This window comes from Catenovulum sp. SX2 (genome assembly GCF_052056295.1).
Lineage (GTDB): Bacteria > Pseudomonadota > Gammaproteobacteria > Enterobacterales > Alteromonadaceae > Catenovulum.
Genome location: NZ_CP182493.1, coordinates 2,711,377 through 2,735,301 on the forward strand (window position 1 = coordinate 2,711,377; position 23,925 = coordinate 2,735,301).

Consider the following 23,925-nt stretch of genomic DNA (forward strand, 5'->3'; position numbering starts at 1 on the left):
CCTACTGTTGTTATTTATTCAGTATTTCTTTTGTTCTGGGTCTTCAGACATGAAAAATGCCTTACCAAACATAAATTCAACTATGTTACGTATAAACTTACTCGATAAATGGTAAATAAGAATATGAATAGGCATTTTTAACCAATGTCCACGAATGGTTGCTAACGACTCAGCAGTAGCGTAAAGATCATTCTCGACAAAAGGGTGGTGTACCTTTAATGCTCGAAAAAAAATAAAATCTAAAAGTTTTTGTTTTATAGAGTCTTTTATTAACAGCCGTTGCTTAATTTCAGCAGGAATAGGGGTGTGTAATATCTTCGTTAAGTATCTAACACACAGCTTTAATTCGTGTGTGAAACCGGTGAGTTCTGCTAAGTCGATTAGTTTAGTCCAAAAACTATCGCAATGATGTTCTTTGATCAGTAGATCTAAATCGAGCAAGTCTCTGTATCCATGTTTTATATCATCATTAAAAAATAGATGAACTATACTGTGTAGAGTCATTGCAGCAGGTGACAGTACGCTATAACCCGATGCTGTGGGGACTATTTCTGCGAAAAAATGCTCTATTTTTGGTGCCCTTCCTGACACTGGTGGGATTAGATTGTGGTGTAAGTCTAAAACTGTACCTCGCGTGCTGTGTTGTAGTGGGGGAATTTCATGCGTCCATTTTCGGTAGTAATCTGCATCATATTGAGTAATTTCTTCTGACATCCACCCAGATATACAAAGGTATTGCTCCGCTGCCGCTAATGATTTTTTGTCAATTAATAAGTCAATGTCACTGTATATACGTCCTTTTCCTGCTTCTAATCCAGCTAAGGTATAAGCTGCACCCTTAAGAAACACTTTATAGTTAGATGAAAAGCCATATGCTTGGGTTAATTGCTCTGCTTCATAATAAACTTGTAAGTATTGCTTTTGGGCCAACAGTTGGGCATTTTTTAGATGGTTTTGTGCGAATTTCGGTAGTTTTGCTAATAACCCATTTTGGTTAAAGATATACTCGTATCTAGCGAGTAACTGCTGACTGCGTGCTGCCCATATAAATACTTGCCACTGCTCCTCGGTCAATTCAATTGCAGTTTCTGGGTTGTTGTATAGTGTGATAAACAAATCCGCTGGTAATTTACGCATAGGCTAGAATGTCTTTTTCTAAAAATTGCTGAACTTGATTTAAGTCATTGTAAAAAATTTCAAAGCATTGGCTATGTTCAACAAGGTTTGTCAATGTGTCAAAGCCCTCTTTTCCTTGAATACCATAATTGAAAGCATTGTCTGCCAATTGCATAAAGCCTTGCACTTGGTTTAATTGGTAGATGTCTAAGGCCACATTCGGTCTGTAGTTAGGAAATACTACTGCGATTACTTCAGCTGGAGTGTCCGAGTTTGCCCAAGAGTCCTTGGGTGGCGATAAGTGGATGACATCACCTTTATGGGTGTCTTTAGCTATTGTAGAAAACTTTCCATCTGAAAACCAAGATTTAGCAAGGTCAATGGAGTTATTTTTTAAACATATAGGACGTACAAAAGGTTGTACCGTTTTACTTTGGGGGATAATAAGCGCCATTTCATCGGAAAGTAACCGCCAACCATTAAAACATAAATGACTTGTCAATGTGCTTTTACCTGAACCAGGTGGCGCGGGAAACAAAATAGCTTTATTGTCTTTGGCCAGCACTGCTGAATGGACTATGACATAGCGAGCTTCGTTTGCAGCTATTACGTAGTTCATTCCCCATTCTAAAAATGCAAATGCTTTGGCGTCTTCCAATGGCTTAAAAGGTTCATTTTGATCATGCAAAAAACGGCATTGCTTACGAATGATTCCTCTTAGCCCATTCGAACGAAGCATTTGAACGTGGTAATCGTGCTTCATTTCCTTAGAATAAGGTTTGAATTTGTCGTCGTATATTGTTTTTAGATTGCTCTTGACTATAGGTGAGTCGGTGGTTACTAAAAATTGGAACGGAGATAAGGTCAGGCTGAACCTTTCCATTAGAAATGCCTATTTTTTTAGTTCTAATAAGAACCCAGTCTTTATCAACTGAGAGATGCTGTCAAGTAAGATTGGGTCGATATCGATATCACTTCCTAAACGGAAGTAAGTTTGGCTCAAAGCTTGTCTGTCTACATTTAATGACGCAGTCTCGCCTGTGATGTGGTTGTAAAAAGTACAGCCGCTACCATCAGAAAAGGCGTGAAATGACACGCCTTCATTTACTCTATCAATGATATCTACCATCTGGGCAATTAATAATCTTGACAGGTACTTGTCCCAACATGATTTCCAGCAATGAGGCTTGAAAGAGCGCTGCCAAAGCTTTCGCCTTTGTTACTAGTGGCGTTATTGTACAACCAAGTTGCAAATTCTGATAACGACGCAAATGGCTTACCTGTACCGTATACAGGGAAATGCAAACCGTAAACATTTGGTGAGGAATTACCATATTCAGCATTTAAATACATTGCACAAATTTGCACAAATACATTCGCGAAAATACTTTCATTTGTCATTGCACCGTGCAGAGTGATATTAGATTTAGTAATACCATCGACGCTTTCCCAATGATAAGTCTTAGTCCCTCGGTCATTCTCTTCAATGCACTTTTCAAGTTCGCCAAATCCGTTCCACTGATAGTCACCTTTTGTATCTGCGCTTGCAACGCTACTTGAAGCTAGTTTTTCTGCTTGAATCTCAGGATAGCTGTTTACCCCAAACGCTGTAGTAAACAAAACTGATTTAGATTCGGTTTCGCCTTGTTGCTTCCAATAACCATGGGATAACAAATACATACAACCGTTAGTCCAACCTGAGCCATGATTCGAAGCTGCGATAGAATTTAAAATACCACCGCCACTTGCCCAAACTGATTTAGCTGGGATAGTGGTTAAAGCAACACCAGCTGATGCTTTTTGTAGGAATTTACGTCGTGAACTATTCGCCGATTTCCCTTGGTTAATATCGTTATTTTGTTCAGAATTCATATAAATCACCTAAAATAAATGCGCTGTGAAGCTAATTAATGCGAGTATACGGTAGTATCGATTAACTTCAAAGCTAGTATAAGTTGTTTCATCAAACTTTCTTATTTAAAGCAATATGTGGGCCATTATTTAAGGTTATGATTTTAATAGGTTTCTTGTTTGCGGAATTCGGCCGTGTAAAAATGTTTGACACCTAAATACCTTGCATCAATTGAGCCAAATATTTAACTGGAATCGCGTAGGTTATACCGCTTGGGTCTGATAAAACGTTCTCTTTGCTTTCTTTAACAAGTACCTTGTTAATTATCGCAATAACCTCGCCTGTGCTTTGCAAGTAGACTGGGCTACCACTGTTGCCTGGGTAGGCTGTTGCATCCAATTGGTAGGTCATCCAAGGATCTCTTAATCTTTTTAACCTAGCTATATTGAGTTGAGTGCTATTTGCAGCTGGGATAGCGACTGGTGTCACAGCGCTTACTATACCTCTATGCGTGACTGGATATAAACCTAATACACTGCCGATTGGGTAGCCAGTGAAGGCTATTTCAGTACCGTCGTCAATAAAGTCTTGTTGTTTAGTTAGTTTTAGAGGTTTGAGCGTATGCGAAGATAACTTTAAAATTGCTAAGTCGTGCTCTTCGTCTGTTTTTACTAAAGTTGCGTAATCGATCTTTGGTGATTTTCCTGAACCAATAAACACCACTATTGAAGTTTTATCTCCGTCAACTAACTCAGGGATGACGTGTTGATTCGTTGCCACATAACTTCCATCTGCAAACACAAAGCCTGTACCTGTAACTTGTGCCCGAGGCGAACCGGTTGGGTTGTACGTTCCAATTCCGACAATCGATGCTTTAATCTGTTTTATTGTTTGAGGTAGCTGTTGACCGTGCGCATTAATTACGAAAAAACCTAGTAAAAATAAGGCGTAACGGGTACATTGTCTAACCATAATTCGATAGTCCTTGTTAAATTTAGCTACTACACATAATGGGTTTGTTTTTTACACTCAAAAAGTTAATCGGCTGGCTTGTCTCGCCGCTTCCTGTGTCAATAACCTTTATGGTTATTGGATATTGGTTAATGTTCAATCCGAAAATTAAAATTAAGTGGTCAAAGATTTTCATTGGTTGTGGTTTAGCTCTTTTAACACTTTCTTCATTACCTATTGTGTCACACAGTTTGATAAAACCTATAGAGTTTAGTGTAAAAAAGTTTGACGATTCCTCGACAAAATTGGTGGACAACATTGTGGTCTTGGGATGTTACAGCACTGAAGATGAAGCTCTTCCACAAATAGCAAATATTCATGAGTGTTCATTATACCGAATAGTGGAAGCTTTTCGGTTAAGTAAAGTTTATCCAAATGCTGCCGTTATACTATCTGGCTGGGACAGTGGTGAAAACAGAATCTATAGCCATCCAGAGTACTTAGCTAATTATCTGATTAAATTGGGGCTGGAACGAGAAAGAATATTATTGTCGGTCGGAAATAACGACACCAAAGATGAAGCTGTAGCACTTGCGCAATATATGCATGATAAAAAGAATCTAGTTGTGAGCTCGGCCAGTCATTTTAAACGAATAAACAAAATATTTGCTCAGCAAAAACTTGATTTTACCGCTGTTCCTACCGAATATTTAACTAAAGATGAAGTTCAATGGCACTGGCATTTGGTATTACCTCAAGCAAACGCTTTATATACGAGTCAGCGGGCTTGGTATGAATATCTAGGTAATACTTGGGAGTCACTAAAACTTATGTTCGCCAGTAGCTAAATGAGAGAAATATGGATAACCAAAAACAAATTAAAATAGTTCCTGTTTTTTCTGGTGGGGGAACCCGACTGGCAGCGCATATAGGAATCTTACAAGCTCTAAAAGAATTGAAGATATCTTTCGATTGTCTAGTCGGTGTGTCTGGCGGCAGCATAATCGCCTCGCTTTATTGCTCAGGCATGTCAATTAATGAGATCAAACAGCTGGCTTTAGATACAGATTTTCGCAAATTTAGAGGCTACAGTTTAATACGTTTACTAAAAGATGGCGGCCTTAGTTCTGGAGATAAATTTGAAAAATGGATGGATAAGCAGCTAGGTGGCAAAACCTTTGCCGATTTACCACACAATCTCAATATTTTAGCGACAGATGTAAATGGTGGCGGTCCAGTGGTGTTTAATCGAGTTAACACACCAAATTTGAAAGTTTCAAAAGCAGTGCGCTTTTCTATGTCGATACCATTGGTTTTTAGTTTTCAAAAGTTCGACAACTATATACTGACAGATGGTGCAATTTTATCTGAAGATGCTTTATTTAATGATTGGGCTGGAGATGGTACGCCAACCATATGTTTTAGGCTGAAAAGTCAGCCGATAAAAAAAGAGCTGCAAGCACAAAGTATCTTCCCACTAAAACGATATGTTTTGATGTTAGTACGTACCTTTATGACAGCTGTTTCGCGAGAATATGTTCAAGCAAACCATTGGCATAGCACTATAATTGTTGATACGGGAAGTATTTCCCCGGTTGATTTTACCATTTCAAATGAACAAAAAGAGGAGTTGTTTAAAGCTGGATATTTAACCGCTTTGTCAATTATCCCCAAAAAATTAGTGCAGCCAGTCGCAAATTAGTGACGTTTGACTTGTGTTCAGTCAAGTTTTTTTACATTATAAAGGCATGTAGCGAAACCTAGAATGTAATGCTGTATAAAGTTATTGTTATTAAAGGTTTTTTGTTTTTTGGAATAGTATTTGCTTCTATAGTTTCATATAGAAGGTAGGCTGTTTTTAAACAACAAAGTTTTTAAGTTAGGTGAAATATGAAAACACTTTTTTCTGCCGTTAAAGTTATGGCTATGCTTGGCGCTTTAGTGAGTGGGCAAGCTCTAGCAACACCTATTGATATCGAATGGAACGGTACTGCATATCAAGGTGATGGTTCTGCTCCTACCCATTTAGAGGGTATTTCTGGAGTTGAAACATTTGAATTTGATGGTGATATCTCAGGAAACGCGATCGTTGATTTATTTTACGATGAAAGTGATTCGAGCGTTAGCGACACAGGTGACTATGGTTTTGGGACCAGCTGGGAAGGTTTATTTCCACAGCAACATGGCGATTGGTACTTGGAAGTTGATTTTTCTACATTAGCTTCAGGTAGTATTTGGCTTGAATTAAAGAGCAGTTGGTTTGCATTCGATTTTATATCTGGCGATACCTCGCTTTTGATTGACGAGAATTTGTTCTCTATGGATATCACTGAAGTTAATCTGTTAGCTGGTGATGGTGACGATTTCTTGTACTCCGGTGATGTTGCTAATTTGAATTTAGCTTTAGACCCTTTTGGTTTCGCGGGTAAAAAAGTGACTTTTGAGTTGTTTCAAGCTGCGTCAAATGATGGTGGGTCATCAGTTTATGAAGGCAACGCTTTGTTATCATTTAACGTGACAGAAGTACCTGAGCCAAGCACCATAGCTCTATTTTCTTTTGTATTGTTATTGTTAAACCGCGTTCGAATGAATAGAAAGTAACTTTCAACGATTTTGTAGGATTTAATTTTAAAACCTAAGCTATACTAAGTTGTATAGCTTGGGGAGAGAGAATTTATGAGGGCATTACGCAAACTAGCTGAAAAGCCGATAGTCGGACCTGTTGTAAAAGCAGCGATGCGTTATTTTGCCGATCGTGAGGTGGATTCTATATCATCTCACTTTTCACAATTTTTACAGCCGGTGTTGGCTTATTCTGACGAACTTAAACAAGACACCTATAAAGTTCGTTATAACGTGTATTGTGATGAACTCCACTTCTTAGAAGAAAACCAAATTGGTCTAGAGACAGATCATTTCGATAGTCATTCACTTCATTGTGCGATTAAACATAAGCAGACAAACGCCTATGCTGGCACAGTTAGATTGGTCTGCTCATCGAGTCCTAAAGAAAAATTGCCAATTGAAGAGTTTTGTCTTAACTCCATTAATGACGATGAAATTCACCCTAGTGATTTTAGCCGAGATAAAATTTGTGAAATTTCACGTTTAGCTATACCAGCTCAGTTCCGTCGTCGTAATGCCGATAAGTTTGCCGGTGCTGCGACAGGTGCGATTAATGAATCTTCGTATTCTGAAGATGAGTTACGTTGTTTCCCATTTATTGCTGTAGGTTTGTATATGTCTTGTGCGTCACTTGCACATCACTCTGGCATAAAACACTGTTTTGTGATGATGGAGCCTAGATTGGCTCGTAGCCTACGTTTTGTTGGGATTCCATTTAAACAAATTGGTCCAACGGTAGAATACCATGGGAAAAGAGCACCTTATTATATTAGTAATAAAATTTTAATGGACAGCTTAAGTCCTGGTTTCAAAAAATTGATGTATAAAATTGAGGATGATTTAGAAGGTCAGTTTTTGGCTGCTAGGAACGGCGGAGGCTTGAGGCACACGCCCTTGAATAAAGCGAGTCAAGCAAATAGCTTTGTCTCTACCTCTGGTGAGAGTCTGTTTAAGTTATAAATCATCAACTAATCTCAGGGTTTAACTGGAGTCATTACCTTGGGGTTAGTCGACACTTCCCTTCCATATTATCCATAAGCTTTATATATCCTTAATTCAAGGGTTATCTATGTTTGATTATATGAATGCTTTTTCGCGCAATATCGGTTGGTTAACCACTGCTGAACAAGCTCAATTAAAAAATAAAAGAGTAGCAACCGCTGGTGCCGGCGGAGTTGGCAGCGAACACATAGTAACGCTTGCTCGTTTAGGTATCGGAAAATTTAATATCTCTGATTTTGATGAATACGAGGTGCATAACTTCAACCGCCAAGCGGGCGCATTTATGTCAACCGTAGGGCAACCTAAAGTGGAAGTGATGGAAAAAATCGCTTTAGATATCAATCCTGAGTTAGAAATCAAATCCTTTCCTCAAGGTATTAACCAAGACAATGTCGACGAATTTCTACAAGATGTCGATGTATATGTCGACAGCTTAGACTATTTTGCGCTGCAGGCGAGAAAGTTGGTTTATAAAAAATGCTTAGAAAAAAATATTCCAGTTGTTGTGGCTGCGCCAATTGGTATGGGCACTGCGTTATTATGTTTCACTGAAGATAGCATGAATTACGAGGAGTATTTTAGGTTTGAAGACTGTAAAACAGAAAATGAACAATTGGTTAAGTTCCTGATTGGTTTAAGTCCTTCATTGATTCAGCGTAGTTATTTAGTTGACCCATCAACCAGTGATTTTATTGCGAAAAAAGCGCCATCTTTACCTATGGGTGTTAAGTTGTGTGGCGGTGCCGCGGCTTCTTATGTGCTAAAAATACTCTTAGGCAGGGGGGATTTAGTCAAAGCGCCTTGGGGATTACATTTTGATGCCTATAAAAACAAAATGGTCAAAACTTGGCGCCCTTGGGGAAATCGCAATCCTATCCAACGTATTATGTTCGCAATTGCAAAAAAAGTGGTTTTAAAAAAATAACAAACAAAGGACAGCTCAATGCAAACGGCGATACCTGAACGCATTAAAAGTATTCTCGATCTAGCTCGCTGGGCGCCTAGCCCGGATAATCTGCAGCCGTGGAAATTTCGCGTTGTAAATATCAATCAATTTGAAGTGCATAGTAAAGATGCGTCAGATTGGATGGTCTACGACAAAAATGGCCATGTAACTTGGTTAGCGCTCGGTTTTTTATTTGAAACTATCGATATTGCAGCTGCTGAAGTGGGTTGTAGGGTCGAATATCAACACTTGCCTAGTGATGATACACAAACTAAAGTGTTTTTGTTGACTCTAGTAGAAGACACTAGTATTCAACCATCACCTTTATTTAAGCAAATCAAATCACGTACTGTACAACGGCAGGCTATGGGGACTAAGCCTTTATCGGCAGCAGAAAAAGAACAGATCAAATCTGCTTTGCCTGATGAGTTTGAATTAGATTGGGTTGAAGGGGCTGGCAATAAATTTAAACTAGGGAAATTACTCTTTGGTTGTGCGCACACTCGCTACATAATGCACGATGGTTTTAAAGTTCACTCAAAAGTAATTGATTGGCGCAAAGGTTTCGAAAAGCTCAGCCCAACAAAAATTCCGATCAAATCATTAGGTGTTGACGCTGTGACAACTGCATTAACCAAATGGGTGTTAAGCGGCAGCTGGAAAAAATTTCATATTATTGAAAAGTATTTTTTAGGCACTTTATGGGCAAGGTTAATGATGGAGCTTCGTACCTCGATGTGCTCGAACGCTCATTTTATGTTACGTAAAAAGCAACCTGCCAAAAGCCTAGAAGATTTTATTTTGTCAGGCCGCGCTGTAATGCGTATTTGGTTAACCACAGATTCGCTTGGTTTGGGTTTTCAACCAGAACATACGCCAATTATGTTTGCGGAATATTTTCGCGATGGTATAGATTTCACCGAAAACGAAAAAGATAATCGTGCGATCAAAAACGCAACTAAAATGGATGCTTACTTCAAATCACTATATGGTGAAAAGAAAGTTGAGCAGATTATATACATTGCTAGATTAGGAAGAAGCAAACCACCACAAGCACGCTCGGTAAGAAAGGAACTGCAGGATTTGATGTTATAGTCGGTGGTGCTGCACTAAGTTATCCATTACGACTACTAAAACAAAAAAACCAGAGTACAAGACTCTGGTTTTTATTTTTTAGCTTAACTTGAAGTATGAATTAAGCTTGTTTTCTGCGGCGTAAGCCAACTAAAGCTAATAAACCAGCACCGAATACTGCTAGGCTTGCAGGCTCAGGAACAACACCTACTTCAGCGATACTGAAGTCAGCAGAAGGGTTACCAGATAATACTGCGAAGATACCAGTTACAGCAGAGAAATCAGCGTCACCAACGAAATCATCGAAAGATAACTTGATAGTACCAGGAGCTGTAAAGCCAGCAGCAGAAGTTTCGCCTTTAGACCAGCCAGAAGCTAGGTTTTCAATAGCTGAAGTATCGATGTCAGTACCGAAGTCATATAAATCAGCGAAGAAAGCGTTAGTTGACGCAGCATCAGCGAAAATCTCAGTGTTTGAAATAACATACAAGTCTAATTCAAAGCTAGTGTCGATGCTTAAAATGTCAAAGTAGAAAGAAGCATAGCTGCTAAGGTCTAACAAAGTGCTAGGATCATTGATGTCAGCAAATGGGTTAGTGTAGAACAAGCCCATAGTACCAGTTACACCATCATCATTGTTGAATACTAATTTGCCGTCACCAACAGAGAAGCCAGTTGAGCCTGTAGCAGACACAGGACCTACTGCATCTGAACCACCAGTTTGCACAACAGTTGCTGTTACAACACCATGAGGGCTAACTTCAGTGTCTTGAGCATAAGAAGTGCTGCCTTGAGCGTCAGAGTACAAATAGCCATCGTTAGTACCTAAAGCACCAGCATATGAACCATTGTAACCATCAAAAGAGTCTAAAACCATTTCGCCAGCATTTGCTGAAGCAATACCTGCAACTGTTAAAGCCGCTGCTGCTATAGTTTGTTTGAAATTGAACATAATCGTTTCCTTCTGTTTAAAACTGGTTATTGAGTTATTTGTTAATCAATCTGAATCTAGTAAAGCATTAGGCGTGCCAATGTTTAAAAGTGTATATTTATCAGTGTTTTATGATTTGTGTGTTTAGGCGCGAATTATGCAGTGTAAATATTTCTGACTCTAGTTGATGTTTATGTTGAAAGGTATGCACCTAAGTCAGAGTTAGTGGCTCTTGAAGCTGCGTTCTTCTGCGTGAGTGGGTAGGTGTTTCAGGTATTGCTATGGCAGAGGGGGGATAAGTAGGTGAAATAAAAAAAACCAGAGCACAAGACTCTGGTTTTTATTTTTTAGCTTAACTTGAAGTATGAATTAAGCTTGTTTTCTGCGGCGTAAGCCAACTAAAGCTAATAAACCAGCACCGAATACTGCTAGGCTTGCAGGCTCAGGAACAACACCTACTTCAGCGATACTGAAGTCAGCAGAAGGGTTACCAGATAATACTGCGAAGATACCAGTTACAGCAGAGAAATCAGCGTCACCAACGAAATCATCGAAAGATAACTTGATAGTACCAGGCGCTGTGAAGCCAGCAGCAGACGTTTCGCCTTTAGACCAGCCAGAAGCTAGGTTTTCAATAGCAGAAGTATCGATGTCAGTACCGAAGTCATATAAATCAGCGAAGAAAGCGTTAGTTGACGCAGCATCAGCGAAAATCTCAGTGTTAGAGATTACATATAGGTCTAATTCAAAGCTAGTGTCGATGCTTAAGATATCGAAGTAGAAAGAAGCATAGCTGCTAAGGTCTAACAAAGTGCTAGGATCATTGATGTCAGCAAATGGGTTAGTGTAGAACAAGCCCATAGTACCAGTTACACCATCATCATTGTTGAATACTAATTTGCCGTCACCAACAGAGAAGCCAGTTGAGCCTGTAGCAGACACAGGACCTACTGCATCTGAACCACCAGTTTGCACAACAGTTGCTGTTACAACACCATGAGGGCTAACTTCAGTGTCTTGAGCATAAGAAGTGCTGCCTTGAGCGTCAGAGTACAAATAGCCATCGTTAGTACCTAAAGCACCAGCATATGAACCATTGTAACCATCAAAAGAGTCTAAAACCATTTCGCCAGCATTTGCTGAAGCAATACCTGCAACTGTTAAAGCCGCTGCTGCTATAGTTTGTTTGAAATTGAACATAATCGTTTCCTTCTGTTTAAAACTGGTTATTGAGTTATTTGTTAATCAATCTGAATCTAGTAAAGCATTAGGCGTGCCAATGTTTAAAAATATTTATTTATCAATACTTTGCGATTTGTGTGTTTAGGCGCGAATTATGCAGTGTAAATATTTCTGACTCTAGTTGATGTTTATGTTGAAAGGTATGCACCTAAATCAGAGTTAGTGGCTCTTGAAGCTGCGTTCTTTTGCGTGAGCGGGTAGGGGTTTCAAATATTGCTATGGCAGAGGGGGGATAAGTAGGTGAAATAAAAAAACCAGAGTACAAGACTCTGGTTTTTATTTTTTTAGCTTAACTTAAAGTATGAATTAAGCTTGTTTTCTGCGGCGTAAGCCAACTAAAGCTAATAAACCAGCACCGAATACAGCTAGGCTTGCAGGCTCAGGCACAACACCTACTTCAGCTACACTGAAATCAGCAGAAGGATCACCAGTCAAGACGGCGAAGATGGCTGTTACAGCAGAGAAATCAGCATCACCCACAAAATCATCAAAAGCTAATTTTAGAGTGCCAGGCGCTGTAAAGCCAGAAGCTGAAGTTTCTCCTTTAGACCAACCAGAACCTAAACTTTCAATCGCACCTGTGTCGATATTTGTGCCCGAATCGTATAGGTCATCAAAGAAAGCGGCTGTTGCTAAACCATCAGCGAATATATCTGTATTAGAAATAACATACAAATCTAATTCAAAGCTGGTATCTATACTGAGAATATCAAAATAAAAAGCGGTATAGGCGCTAATATCTAAAAGTGTATTTGGGTCGTTGATGTCAGCGAAAGGGTTGGTATAAAACAAACCTAAAGTACCAGTTACACCATCATCATTATTAAATACAAGTTTACCATCACCAACAGAAAATCCAGTAGCGCCAGTTGCTGCAACAGGGCCAACAGCATCTTGACCACCTGATTGCACTACGGTTGCCGCTACAGTGCCGTGTGGGCTAACTTCATAGTCTTGAGCAAAAGTAGTGCTGCCTTGTGCATCCGCATACAAGTAGCCATCATTTGCACCTAATGCGCCTGCATATGTACCATCGTAACCATCAAAAGAATCTAACACCAACTCACCTGCACTGACAGATGTTAAACCCGCTACTGTTATAGCAACAGCTGCTAATGTTTGTTTAACGTTAATCATAATCTTTTCCTTCTATTGAAGCCGGTTAATGAACTGACAAATTGTTAGTCAAGCCATTTTAGGTCGTGCACCAGTTGTGCCAGATTTAATTTGTCTATTTTTATCAAAGGCTTGATTATGGATGATTTTCGAACAGAAAACGGAGTGTAAATAAATCTGACATATTTTTATACTTGCTTATAAATTAAACAGATAAACAGATGTTTTTATATATCTAATTTAAAGGGCGAGCGGGTTGAATTTTATTGGTATTGAGTGGGTATTGATAACAACTTAACGTGCTTTTCAGTCAGTCGAAGAGTTGTTGAAAAGTAACGGGTGGTTTTGATACAAAAATGCCTTGTCTGTTTATCACGCGACAAGGCATTTTAGTCAAAAGACAAATTGCTTAAATGAGATTACAAAGTTGCTTGAGTCTCTGCTATCAACTGCTTTTCTGTATCAGTATTCGGCTTGAGCTCAGACAGTACTCTGTTGGCTTCACCTTTTTGTCCTAATTTTGCTAGTGCTTTTGCTTTGTTAACCGACATTTCAATATTGCCAGGCGATTTTGCAAGGGCCAGGTTAAATTGTTCAATTGCCTCATTCGCTTGATTGTTAGCTAATAGAGTCATGCCATAAGTGTCTATGATCGCAGGGCTTTGAGGGGCTAGCTTAATTGCTTGTTCAGCGTATGCAAGCGCCTGTTTAGCTTGGTTAAACTGTAAGTTAAGGTAAGCCAGATTGTTTAATACTAATGGGCTTGTTGGATGATTAGCATTCAAATCCAAATATTCTTGTTCAGCATTTTTAAAGTCTTTTTCATTTAAATATGCGTTGGCTAACATTATCTGGACTTTAAATGATTTTTTTCCTTCATTTTGGTTCGCCGGGTTGTTTAGGTAGTCTTGCAAAAGTGCTTTGGCCTTGCTTGGACTGCTTACTCGAGCTAACGCATTTGACCAAGCAAGCACATTGGTTGCATTTGGCTTTAGCTCATAAGCTTGTTTGTAATATATGTTTGCTTGTGAGTAATCTTTTTTCGCCATGGCTTGATTACCCAATATAGAAGATAGTAACCAATGCGAATTGGTAGCTGGATGAGCTTTTACTTCTTCTAACGCTGTTTGATCTAAAGATTTACCCAATCTGCTTTGGTAATCTAGTTTTAGCAGCTTTAACCCTATATTAGCAGGGTGGCGAACTAAGGTCTTTTCAACCGTTAATAACGCAGCGTCCAAATCACCAGCAACTTCATAAGTTGTATAGAGTTTTTGCGCAGCATGTAGGCTGTCAGGATTCTTTACATTGACAGATTTGAAGTTGTCTATTGCTAGCTTCCACTCTTTTTGCTTAAGGTGAATATCACCAATTAACAATTCAATGCCGTTAATAGGGTTTTGGCTATTTTTTATTGAGGTTAAGGTTTCTAATGCTTGTTTATTTTTGTTTTGTAAACTAAACAAATAAGCTTGGCCAAGCTTAAGAAAATTGTCTTGAGGTTTGTCAATTGTAGCCTTTTTATAAAATGCCTCTGCTTGCTCGGCAAATTTTGCGTCCTGATTGGCTATTGCCAATAAATTGCGCATTGCTGGTGCGTGAGAACTGTTATTGCCAATTAACCTAGTGTATTTATCTAAAGCTTGCTGATATTGCTCTGCTTTATGCTGATACAAGGCTAATTTAAATAATGCCGCAGGGTTGTTACTGTCAAGCTTAAGTACAGTTTCAAGCTTTTGTTGTGCTTGCTCTGGCTGCTGCTGTTGTTCAAAAATGGTCGCTTCTAATAAATGCCCTTGGGTTTGCTGAGTAACCTCACTTTCACCTTGCCATTGTTTAGCAATTTTAAGCGCTTCTTCTAATTTCCCTTGGCTAAGGTAACCCATTGCCAAGCCTTGTTTAGCCAAGGCTAGTTCAGGGTTCAGTTGTAGTGCTTTTTCTAAACTTTCAATCCCTTGCTCACCCTGGTTGAGCTTCAATTGCATTAAGCCTTGTTTGGCTATCTCATTTGGATCGTCACTAGTTAAATTAATTGAGGTTTCGAGCAATTCTTGCGCAGCTGCAGAATCACCTGACTGCAATAAATATTGACTTGCGCTGGTTAAGAGTGAAGCGTCAGACTCAGTCACATTAGTCATATTCTTGAGGTTTTTTAACGCCAACTCGTCGTAACCTAGTTTCAATTGTAGATCTATTAACAGGCGTTTAGCTAAATGATCGTTTGGAATTTGATCGGCAATAGCTGATAGGTGCTCAAATGCTTGTTCATATTTCTTCAACTGATAATTACTGTAGCCAGCAATCAAACGATTCATACTCGAATCAATATTGCCTTGAATTGCTTTTTCTGAGAATAATTTCGCTTGTTCAAAGTTTTTGTTATTAAACTCTATTTGGCCTTTTAATTGTTGAATATAACTTCCATTTGGCACAGCTTTTAATAAGCGGTTAACCACAGGCTCTGCTTTATCAAAGTCACTATTGCCTACGTACGCGGTAGCTAAAAACATTTGAAACTGTGGATATTTAGGCATCAGCTTAGTTAAGCTTTCATATGCGCTAACAGCATGCTGGCTTTGTCCCTGCATTAAACCGATTCGGCCTTTTAAAATGAGTGCATCTATGCTGTTGTTGTTTGTCGCTAAAACTTGTTCAACTAAGCTAATTGCTTCGTCTACATTTTGTTCGCTAATGGCCATATAAGCTTTAGCTAGTGCTGTAATGTCCGCTTGTTGGTTTTCTTCAATAATGCTCTCAAACTTTGCTACCGCTTCTAAATACTTTCTATCTTCAATGTCTACGGCCGCTGCATAATATTGTATGATTGGAGAGTCTTGTTCTTTTGCAAGCTGTAAGATTGCTGACAAGCTGTTGTTTAAATAATAACTTCGGACTAATAAGTTATTGGCTGTTGTTTGTTGTTCTGCGGTTAACCCCAACTCAAGTGCTCGTGTTAGTTCTTTTATCGCAGCGTTGGTTTGACCTGTTTGAAAATAAAGTTCACCAAGGGTGAAACGGTAGACAGCTTGTTCAGTGTTTTGCTCAATTGCATTTTTAAGTTCGACAATAGCAGCATCAGTTTTATTGTCATTTATGTAATCTGTTGCTTGCTGGTAATGTTCGTCGGCTGTTTTTCCGAAGCAGCCCGTTAATGCAATACATAGAGCAATTGTTGAGAGCTTGAATGGCGTATTCATAATAATCCTTATAACTTTAAAATTATTTTTCGCTTATAGAAATTAAGTATATAGAGTTTAGTTGCGGTATAGTAGAGTTTCTATAACTTAGTATAAAAACAACCTTTGGATGTTACAAAAACAACTAAAAACTGAGATAACCAGCGATGCAGATTCTTTTATTGCTGCGTTAAGCCAGTTATCAAATAGTGCATTTAATTCACCTTTTACTTCACCTTTGTGGATGAGTAGTTGGGCTAAGTTTCCCTGCAATTGTAAATTTATTATCTGTTTCGCAGACAATAAAGTTGTTGGTGTTGCCGGTTTGGCGTTTAAAGCTCAAAGTCGTTATGGATTAACTTGGCAGCAAGCGTATTTGCATCGAACTGGTTTAGATGAATTTGATCAAATATGGCCAGAGTGTAACGATGTTATCGCCTTGCCAGAATATAAAACCCAGGTGTGGCAGGCTGTGTATGATTATTTTCAGCAGAGCAATGCGCTAGAGTTATTGGTTGGCTTGTCTGACTCGCTTGAGTTTATAGAAAATAGCCAAAGTTTACCTTGGTACAAAGATTATACTTCTGCAAACTATGCTCGCCGTTTACGCCAAGATTATTCAAATATAAACAATTTATTAAGTTGTTTGTCGCGCAATTCTCGCTCACAACTTAAGCGTGCAATCAACAAGCTTGCTACTCCGGTAAGTTTGCAGTGTGCACAAAATACAACACAAGCTTTGCAGATGTTTGATTGGGCATCGACACATCACAAAAAACGCTGGCACGACAGCGGCTTTTTAAACAGTCATTTTGTCGAATTTCATAAAAGCTTGATTTGTGCAGGAGTCGACAACAATCAAGTTGCATTGTTACAAGTATCTATCGGAGAACAAGTCGCAGCGGTTTATTATTACTTTTTGCAAGATAAACGTGTATATTTTTATCTTGGCTCAGTAAATTACCAAGACTTTGACGATAAACACAAAGTTGGCTTGCTATCACACTGTTACGCCATCAGTCATTTTGCGGGCTTAGGATATGAGTTATATGATTTTTTAGCTGGTGAAGCTAGATATAAAGCGTCTTTGTCTGATGTGGTAACCGAACAATGTATGTATGTAATTACCAAGCCGACGGTCAAATTGAAAATCATCAAGGCATTAAAATCATTAAAACAGATAATAACTAGAAACTAAATATGGAACAGTTTGCATGAACCCGAGTTTAAATATTTCATTTTCTTTAACAGAACACCTCGGGATAGCTAGAAATAACCAAATCTGCCGTTTTTCAGTGCCTTTTAAACAAGGGCAAGTTACTTCAATTGAGCATATAGGTATACAAAACCAAGCTGGTGAATTCGTTACTTGTAGTAAACAAGTGTTGGCTCATTGGCCTGACAATAGCATCAAATGGCTTAGTTTGGAGTTTTTTGCAACCATAGCTGCCACACAAAGTGAACAATGGGCTGTGGTGGTAGCTGATTCTTTTGCTGAACAAGAAGCTGCGCTGCAACCTGAGCTAGAAGATACAGCTCCTGTTTTACATAGTGTTCGTTTAAAACTAAAAGATTATCCACTTGTTGAGATGCCGATAGAGTGGCATAACAGCACAACAACACAAATCAGTACTTCATTTGATACGTCATTGGTGCTACCGACAGATCAGCGGATTAAATTAAATTTAAGCAAAAAAAGTTATCAACAAAACGGCGATACTCTCTACTCAGCAACACTATTAAATGCCCGTGCAGCGACTCATGCTGGTGGGCTATGGGATTTAGGCGATAGCGCGTCGATTGAAATTGAATACTGCGAATTGGTTTTTCTTAAAAATGAAAAACAATTATCTGTAATTGAGCTAGCAGACGAAAAAACATTGAACCTCGGGCAAGATATAGCCCGAGTTGTCCAAGTTGCCAGTGGTGGCGAAAATTGGCAAAGCCCAGTCCACCTAGATAAAAATTTGCAAGTGCCATTAAAACAAAATGGTGCGCTGGTGTATGGCGCAGACGGTCAGTGGGAAAACCTTGCTACCGCCAGATTAAACCCAAGTGTAAAATGTGCTGACACCTTCATTATTCAACCACAACAATTTTGGCAAAACTTTCCAAAAGGGCTGGCGCTAACAGACAACAAAATAGTGGTTGAATTGCTACCTAAATGTGATTATTTGCATGAGCTGCAAGCTGGTGAACAAACAACACTGCAAGTTAGCTGTTACAACCAGCAAAATAAAACTGATTTTGTTAGCCAAGCGCTGACTATTCAAGTTGATTTAACTCATGTGCAAAATAGCCAAGTATGGCCGTATTTTTACCAAGCACAAGAATTGTCACCAATAGAAAGTATCATCCAGCGTGGTGTAAATGGCGCGAGTAACTTCTTTGCGAAACGCGAAGTGGTGGATGAATATGGTTGGCGCAATTTTGGTGATTTATATGCCGATCACGAAACCGATGGTTACCAAGGAGAGGATATTTTTGTCTCCCACTACAATAACCAATACGATCCTATTTATGGTTTTTTGCGCCAGTGGACATTAACCCAAGATTCGCGTTGGTTAGAGCTCGCGCAAGATTTAGCTAAACATGTTAAAGATATTGATATCTATCATACGGATTTAGACAAAGCTGAATACAACCACGGACTTTTTTGGCACACAGACCATTATCTCCCAGCTAAAACAGCCACACATAGAACCTATTCAAAGCACCATGAACAAGGTGCGTATATGGATCATGCTGGTGGCGGTGGCCCAGGTGGACAACATTGTTACACCACAGGTTTGATGTACCATTATTTCTTGACTGGTGATGAAACTTCGAAACAAACTGTCCTCAATTTAGCAAAGTGGATTGGTCATATTTACGATGGTGAAGGTGGACTACTTGAGGCTGTATTGGCGGTCAAAAATGCCGGTCAAGCTGGCTTCACTAACTTAGTCACTGGTCAGTACCCACTTGACCGCGGTGTCGGAAATTTTGTCATTGCCTTGTTGGATGCTTATCAATTAACTAATGATAAAAGTTATCTAAACAAAGCAAGCTCAGTTTTGCATAAAACTATTCATCCAACTGAAGATCTTACCTTACGCGATTTAAGCAATGTTGAATATGCATGGTTTTATACTGTGTTATTGCAAGCTGCTTGCCGTTATTTAGCAATAAAAGAACAAGCGAGTGAATTAGATTCTGAGTTTTATTATGTGCGTGACGCATTGTTGCACTATGCGCAGTGGATGGAACAAAACGAATATCCGTATTTACATAAGCCAGAAATTCTAGAATATCCAAATCAAACATGGACGGCGCAAGATATGCGCAAAGCGAATGTATTAGCTTGTGCTGCATATTATGCACCAGACTCAGATATGGCGAATAAGTTTTGGCACAAAGCATTGTATTTTTATCAATATGTTGCCGACACCTTAGGGAATGACCCAACTACGCATTACACCCGAATTTTAGTTTTGTTAGCGCAAAATCATGGTGTTATTGAATATTTTACTCATAACAAGCCTGAAGATAAATTTGCGGCTATTCAGTCTTATACTCAACCCAATTGGCATAATACGCCTGCAAAAATAGCGCGAATTATAAAATTGTTTGCAACTCGGCTAGTCAAAATATCAATCAGCCGTGAAGTGAATTGGCTCGCCAAACGTTCGGCCAAAGCAGCAAAAATTCTGGGTAAAGAAGCTAAACAGGAGAACAAATAAATGCTAGTGTCATTTATTATTCCGCATAAAGGCCGCATCGAAATGCTGGCGCAAACCGTCGCTTCTATTTGGCAACAAGACTATCCAGCGGAACAATTCGAAATTATTGTAGTTACGCAGAATCATGAATTAGATGAAAAAGCGCTAGCTGCAACCGATGGACGGCAGGTTAAACTGGTTTTTCAAACGCCAGACAAAACCATATCAGCATCGCGCAACTTAGGTGTAAGCCATGCACAAGGTGAATATCTAGCATTTTTAGATGCGGATGTTGAGCTTTCCAATAATTGGATAAATGCCATGTTGTCCGAGCTGAATAAAGAGCAAGAGCGTGTATTGGTCAGTGCGATGCAAAAATGTCATAACAATGCGCCGCCGCTGGAAAAAATTCGTACCGCATTAAGCAATGCTGAAATAGATTGTTATTTAAGATTTTTGCCAGGTCGCAACTTATTCTTAGCGCGAGAAACTTTTTTTGCTGCAGGGCAGTTTCCGGAGCACTTGATTACTTGCGAAGACTACTATTTTACCGACCAAGTCCATAAACACGGCAAGCTGTATTATTCATCGGCCGCGACCTACATTCACTTAGGAGAAGACAAAATTCTAGGTGAAATGTACAAAAAAGAAATTTGGCGTGGCCAGTCAAATATTCAATCGATTAAAGGTCGCAATATCCCTCTAAGTGAAATACCGAGCTTTTTAGTACCTGTGTGGATAGCATTTTTTGCCATAGTCACTTTGATTAGTTTGTTATTTACATCAACCGATATGGCGTTAGCAAGTTTGTTTGCGACCTTGTTACCTATTGTTATCTATGCATTTAGGTTATACAAGTTACCAACAAATACTGTATCCTATTGGCAAATATTAAAATTTTATCTAGTTTATTTCCCCGCAAGGATAGTTGGCACTTTTGGTGGGGTGATTAAAGTGGTGGAGTTAAAACAACAATGACAACCCAACCCATCAAAGTATTACAGTTTATCTGCCCGACAGGGTTTTATGGCGCTGAACGTTGGATTTTAGCCCTGGCTCGATATTTAGAGCCGGAAAAAGTTCAATGCGATTTAGCTGTTACGCTTGAATCTAATACTCAGGATTTAGAGTTAGTAAAACAGTATAAAAAGCTCGGTTTAAAAACCTTTGAAGTGCCAATGAAAAATAAGTTTGACCTTGCGGTAATTGATCGTATGGTTGAGTTGGTGAAACGCGAAGGTTACACGGTTATTCATACCCATGGCTACAAGTCCGATATTATCGGTGTGCGGGTGGCAAAAAAAGCAGGCATTCGTTGTGTTGTTACCCCTCATGGTTTTGAAAACGCTAAAGATTTTAAACTCAGAGCCTTTATCTGGTTAGGCTGCCAAGCAATGAAGTTTGCCCAAGTGGTTGCGCCATTATCGAAAGCTTTATGTGATGATGTGTTGCGCATGGGGGTTAAGCCTAACAAGTTAGAATATATTCAAAACGGCGTTGACCTGTCTGAAGTTGAAGCACAACGACAACAAGACAATCCGTTAAAGTCTAGCGGTAATGCCAAGCGTATCGGTTTTATTGGGCAGATGATCAGCCGCAAGAATATCTTTGATATTTTAGATATTTTTAATGATTTAGCGGCCAAATATCCAGAAATCACTTTATCACTATTAGGTGACGGCGATCAGCGTGCTGAACTTGAAGCTTATACACACAAGCTTCAATATAAAGACAGAATCGAATTTTTAGGTTTTCGTGATGACAGGTTAGAGTTATTACAAAGTTTTGACTTGTTTGTCATGACTTCAACTTTAGAAGGTATTCCGCGTTGTTTAATGGAAGCGACAGCTATGGGGATACCGGTTGCTGCTTACAATATCGCAGGTATAGACCAGCTTATTCAGCACCAACAATCTGGTTTATTAGCCAAATTGGGTGACAAACACACCTTAACCGAATATTGGGAAACTTTGTTGTTCGACCAAGCTTTAGCAACCCAATATGCAGACGCAGCGCGCACCTTTGTATATGAAAATTACTCAGGTAAACGTATGGCGCAAGAGTACTACGACCTATTTGTAAAAATGGAAAATGGACAGTTTGATTAATGGCGCAGTTGAATAAACAAAAAGTTAAATTTGTTATCTCTGTTGATACGGAAGAAGAATGGGATTGGTCAGGGCCTTTTCCACAAAAAGATTTTTCGGTCGACAACGTACAACAAATTCCAGCTTTCCAAAAATTTTGTCAAAAGTTAGGCATTAAACCTAGCTATTTTGTCGACTATGCCGTTGCCAACGATCCTGCGAGTGTCGCTATTCTGAATAGTGCTGTTGCTGGTGGAAAAGGTGAGATTGCCGCGCATCTACATCCTTGGTGCAATCCACCATATTATGGTCAAACCACTGAATTTGAATCGCATGTTATTAACCTGCCAATAGAGCAAGTTGAAGCCAAGCTTGAACAGTTAACTGACAAACTAAAAACTGTATTTAATACCGAACCTCGAGCATTTCGTACTGGTCGTTGGGGGATATCTGGCGATGTATTAAAGTTGCTGGTCAAATTCGGTTATGACATCGACTCCAGCGTTTATCCTTACTACAGCCATAAGTTTTTTACCTGCCAAGGTGCGCCAATTCATCCATACTGGCCGGACTATGCCAATGTAGTAAAAGCTGGTGAGCAAAGGTCATTATTGCAAATTCCGGTGTCGGTTGGTTTTAACAATACTAACTTTGCATTAAGCAGCAAGTTTCATCGTTTATTGGAAGAAAGTTGGTTAAATCATTTACGCCCAGTTGGACTCGCTTGGCATACGGGATTGTTACGTAAACATTACCTTTGTCCAGAATTAGCCAGCGCAAGTGACATGATTTGTTTAGCCAAAAACATGTTAAAACGTGGTGAAACTGTCTTTCATATGTATCTGCACAGTTCTAGCTTGTTAACCAGCGCAACAGGTTTTATGAAAGATGGTGAAGGCGCACACACTATATTAGAGCGCATTCAACCTGTGTTTGAGTATTTGCAACAAAATGCTGATGTGGAGTGCATGACCATTTCACAGGTCGCAGATTGGTTTAAACAGGAGCAGGCATGAACAGCCTTGGACAAATAGAAATTAACCTAGCGACCAATCAGCAACAAGTTGCTTGGGATGAATATGTTAAGCAGCATAAAAATGCCACGCCTTACCATATGTTTGCTTGGGGATTAGCGGTTGAACAGGCATACCAGCATAAAACTTATTATCTAATCGCAACTCAACAAAATACTATTGTTGGTGTGTTACCTCTGGTTCAGTTTAAAAAGCCTTTCGCAAAACAACAATTATGCAGCTTGCCATTTTGTGATTTAGGTGGCGTGTTAGCCGATAGCAAAGTGATTGAACAAGCTTTGTTGGCTGAAGCTGGCAAATGGTTAATGCAAAATAATCAGCAGTACATTGATTACCGTGCAACAGAAGTGAATTACGACAGTGCAGCTTCAGAACAAATTGATTTGGATAACAAAAAAGTCAGAATGTTGCTGCAACTACCTGAAAACTCACAAGCTTTATGGGACGGATTTAAAAGTAAATTACGCAGCCAAATTCGCAAAGCGGAAAAAAATGGTTTAACTGCTGAAATTTCAGCAGCCAGCAATAAAGAACAAAAGTTTGTAGATGGTTTTTATCAAGTGATTAGCCGAAACATGCGTGATTTAGGCTCACCTGTGCATAGCAAAGCTTGGTTTGACAGCATATTGAATTTTTATGGTGAAAATGCCGTTATCGCCCTTGTATATAAAGATGACATAGTGGTTGGTGCAGGTATAGTGCTAACCTGTGGCAATAAAGCCTGTATTCCTTGGGCTTCAACTGTGGCTGAATATAACCGCTTAGCGCCAAATATGTTGTTGTACTGGACTTTGTTACAGCATGTTGCCGACAACCATATTGCCAATTTTGATTTTGGCCGCTCCACTTTTAATGAAGGCACCTATAGATTTAAAGCTCAATGGGGCGCGCAAGCTGAATTATTAGATTGGTGCCAGTTAAATGCGCAAGGTCAACGCATTAATACTGAAACAAACGCAACGGGTAAAGGAAAAATGCGTGCACGGGTAGAAGATATTTGGCGCAAGTTACCGCTTGCTGTCACCGAAGCTGTCGGCCCAAAAGTTAGAAAATATATTAGTTTGTAGCCTTT

General features: G+C 39.2%; 21 protein-coding genes. 12 read left to right on the forward strand and 9 right to left on the reverse strand.

Going from position 1 to position 23,925, the window contains the following annotated elements; all coding sequences use genetic code 11:
* Window positions 1–18: 18 nt before the first annotated feature.
* The 5 genes from ACMZOO_RS11315 to ACMZOO_RS11335 form a co-directional block, all read right to left on the reverse strand.
* Entirely contained in the window at window positions 19–1,137 is a 1,119-nt protein-coding gene (locus ACMZOO_RS11315) for a nucleotidyltransferase family protein (RefSeq protein WP_440903445.1), read from the reverse strand.
* Window positions 1,130–1,999: an HprK-related kinase A gene (locus ACMZOO_RS11320; protein ID WP_440903446.1), complete on the reverse strand. Its 870-nt coding sequence runs from the start codon at window positions 1,997–1,999 to the stop codon at window positions 1,130–1,132. The genes ACMZOO_RS11315 and ACMZOO_RS11320 overlap by 8 nt, the downstream gene beginning before the upstream one ends.
* A 9-nt stretch (window positions 2,000–2,008) precedes the next feature.
* Entirely contained in the window at window positions 2,009–2,212 is a 204-nt protein-coding gene (locus tag ACMZOO_RS11325; RefSeq protein ID WP_440903447.1) for a hypothetical protein, read from the reverse strand.
* Window positions 2,213–2,253: 41 nt separating this feature from the next.
* Window positions 2,254–2,988: a hypothetical protein gene (locus ACMZOO_RS11330; RefSeq protein WP_440903448.1), complete on the reverse strand. Its 735-nt coding sequence runs from the start codon at window positions 2,986–2,988 to the stop codon at window positions 2,254–2,256.
* A 193-nt stretch (window positions 2,989–3,181) separates the two neighbouring features.
* Entirely contained in the window at window positions 3,182–3,940 is a 759-nt protein-coding gene (locus tag ACMZOO_RS11335; RefSeq protein WP_440903449.1) for a S1 family peptidase, read from the reverse strand.
* A 38-nt stretch (window positions 3,941–3,978) separates the two neighbouring features.
* On the opposite strand from ACMZOO_RS11335, the gene ACMZOO_RS11340 reads away from it, so the two are divergent.
* From ACMZOO_RS11340 to ACMZOO_RS11365, 6 genes are all read left to right on the forward strand, one after another.
* On the forward strand, window positions 3,979–4,767 hold the full coding sequence (locus tag ACMZOO_RS11340; protein ID WP_440903450.1) for an ElyC/SanA/YdcF family protein: 789 nt from the start codon (window positions 3,979–3,981) through the stop codon (window positions 4,765–4,767).
* 11 nt (window positions 4,768–4,778) lie between these two features.
* Entirely contained in the window at window positions 4,779–5,621 is an 843-nt protein-coding gene (locus ACMZOO_RS11345; RefSeq protein ID WP_440903451.1) for a patatin-like phospholipase family protein, read from the forward strand.
* 188 nt (window positions 5,622–5,809) lie between these two features.
* Window positions 5,810–6,520 carry a PEP-CTERM sorting domain-containing protein gene (locus ACMZOO_RS11350; protein WP_440903452.1) on the forward strand — a complete coding sequence of 237 codons (711 nt, stop codon included), beginning with the start codon at window positions 5,810–5,812 and terminating at the stop codon, window positions 6,518–6,520.
* A 75-nt stretch (window positions 6,521–6,595) separates the two neighbouring features.
* The gene (locus ACMZOO_RS11355; protein ID WP_440903453.1) at window positions 6,596–7,504 is read left to right on the forward strand and encodes a PEP-CTERM/exosortase system-associated acyltransferase; all 909 of its coding nucleotides are present in this window, start codon (window positions 6,596–6,598) and stop codon (window positions 7,502–7,504) included.
* Between the two features lie 109 nt (window positions 7,505–7,613).
* Entirely contained in the window at window positions 7,614–8,471 is an 858-nt protein-coding gene (locus ACMZOO_RS11360) for a ThiF family adenylyltransferase (RefSeq protein ID WP_440903454.1), read from the forward strand.
* Window positions 8,472–8,489: 18 nt separating this feature from the next.
* Window positions 8,490–9,587 carry a hypothetical protein gene (locus tag ACMZOO_RS11365; RefSeq protein WP_440903455.1) on the forward strand — a complete coding sequence of 366 codons (1,098 nt, stop codon included), beginning with the start codon at window positions 8,490–8,492 and terminating at the stop codon, window positions 9,585–9,587.
* A 100-nt stretch (window positions 9,588–9,687) separates the two neighbouring features.
* Here ACMZOO_RS11365 and ACMZOO_RS11370 read toward each other — a convergent pair whose 3' ends face one another.
* The 4 genes from ACMZOO_RS11370 to prsT form a co-directional block, all read right to left on the reverse strand.
* A complete protein-coding gene (locus ACMZOO_RS11370) occupies window positions 9,688–10,518 on the reverse strand; it encodes a PEP-CTERM sorting domain-containing protein (RefSeq protein WP_440903456.1) in 831 nt (276 codons plus the stop codon).
* A 348-nt stretch (window positions 10,519–10,866) separates the two neighbouring features.
* The gene (locus ACMZOO_RS11375) at window positions 10,867–11,697 is read right to left on the reverse strand and encodes a PEP-CTERM sorting domain-containing protein (protein WP_440903456.1); all 831 of its coding nucleotides are present in this window, start codon (window positions 11,695–11,697) and stop codon (window positions 10,867–10,869) included.
* Between the two features lie 348 nt (window positions 11,698–12,045).
* The gene (locus ACMZOO_RS11380; RefSeq protein WP_440903457.1) at window positions 12,046–12,876 is read right to left on the reverse strand and encodes a PEP-CTERM sorting domain-containing protein; all 831 of its coding nucleotides are present in this window, start codon (window positions 12,874–12,876) and stop codon (window positions 12,046–12,048) included.
* A gap of 398 nt (window positions 12,877–13,274) precedes the next feature.
* Complete coding sequence (gene prsT / locus ACMZOO_RS11385; protein WP_440903458.1) at window positions 13,275–16,052, reverse strand: XrtA/PEP-CTERM system TPR-repeat protein PrsT; 2,778 nt, start codon at window positions 16,050–16,052, stop codon at window positions 13,275–13,277.
* 109 nt (window positions 16,053–16,161) lie between these two features.
* On the opposite strand from prsT, the gene ACMZOO_RS11390 reads away from it, so the two are divergent.
* From ACMZOO_RS11390 to ACMZOO_RS11415, 6 genes are read left to right on the forward strand one after another with little or no spacing between them, the layout of a single operon-like run.
* Window positions 16,162–17,229 carry a GNAT family N-acetyltransferase gene (locus ACMZOO_RS11390; protein ID WP_440903459.1) on the forward strand — a complete coding sequence of 356 codons (1,068 nt, stop codon included), beginning with the start codon at window positions 16,162–16,164 and terminating at the stop codon, window positions 17,227–17,229.
* A 16-nt stretch (window positions 17,230–17,245) separates the two neighbouring features.
* Window positions 17,246–19,753 (forward strand): hypothetical protein, encoded by a 2,508-nt coding sequence (locus ACMZOO_RS11395; protein ID WP_440903460.1) that lies wholly within the window; start codon window positions 17,246–17,248, stop codon window positions 19,751–19,753.
* Window positions 19,754–20,710, forward strand: a complete 957-nt coding sequence (locus ACMZOO_RS11400) for a glycosyltransferase (RefSeq protein ID WP_440903461.1) — start codon at window positions 19,754–19,756, stop codon at window positions 20,708–20,710.
* Window positions 20,707–21,840, forward strand: a complete 1,134-nt coding sequence (locus ACMZOO_RS11405; protein ID WP_440903462.1) for a glycosyltransferase — start codon at window positions 20,707–20,709, stop codon at window positions 21,838–21,840. Before ACMZOO_RS11400 ends, ACMZOO_RS11405 begins: the two co-directional genes overlap by 4 nt.
* Window positions 21,840–22,835, forward strand: coding sequence for a polysaccharide deacetylase family protein (locus tag ACMZOO_RS11410; protein WP_440903463.1), 996 nt, complete (start codon window positions 21,840–21,842; stop codon window positions 22,833–22,835). Before ACMZOO_RS11405 ends, ACMZOO_RS11410 begins: the two co-directional genes overlap by 1 nt.
* The gene (locus ACMZOO_RS11415; RefSeq protein ID WP_440903464.1) at window positions 22,832–23,920 is read left to right on the forward strand and encodes a FemAB family XrtA/PEP-CTERM system-associated protein; all 1,089 of its coding nucleotides are present in this window, start codon (window positions 22,832–22,834) and stop codon (window positions 23,918–23,920) included. The genes ACMZOO_RS11410 and ACMZOO_RS11415 overlap by 4 nt, the downstream gene beginning before the upstream one ends.
* The last annotated feature ends 5 nt before the right edge of the window (window positions 23,921–23,925 follow it).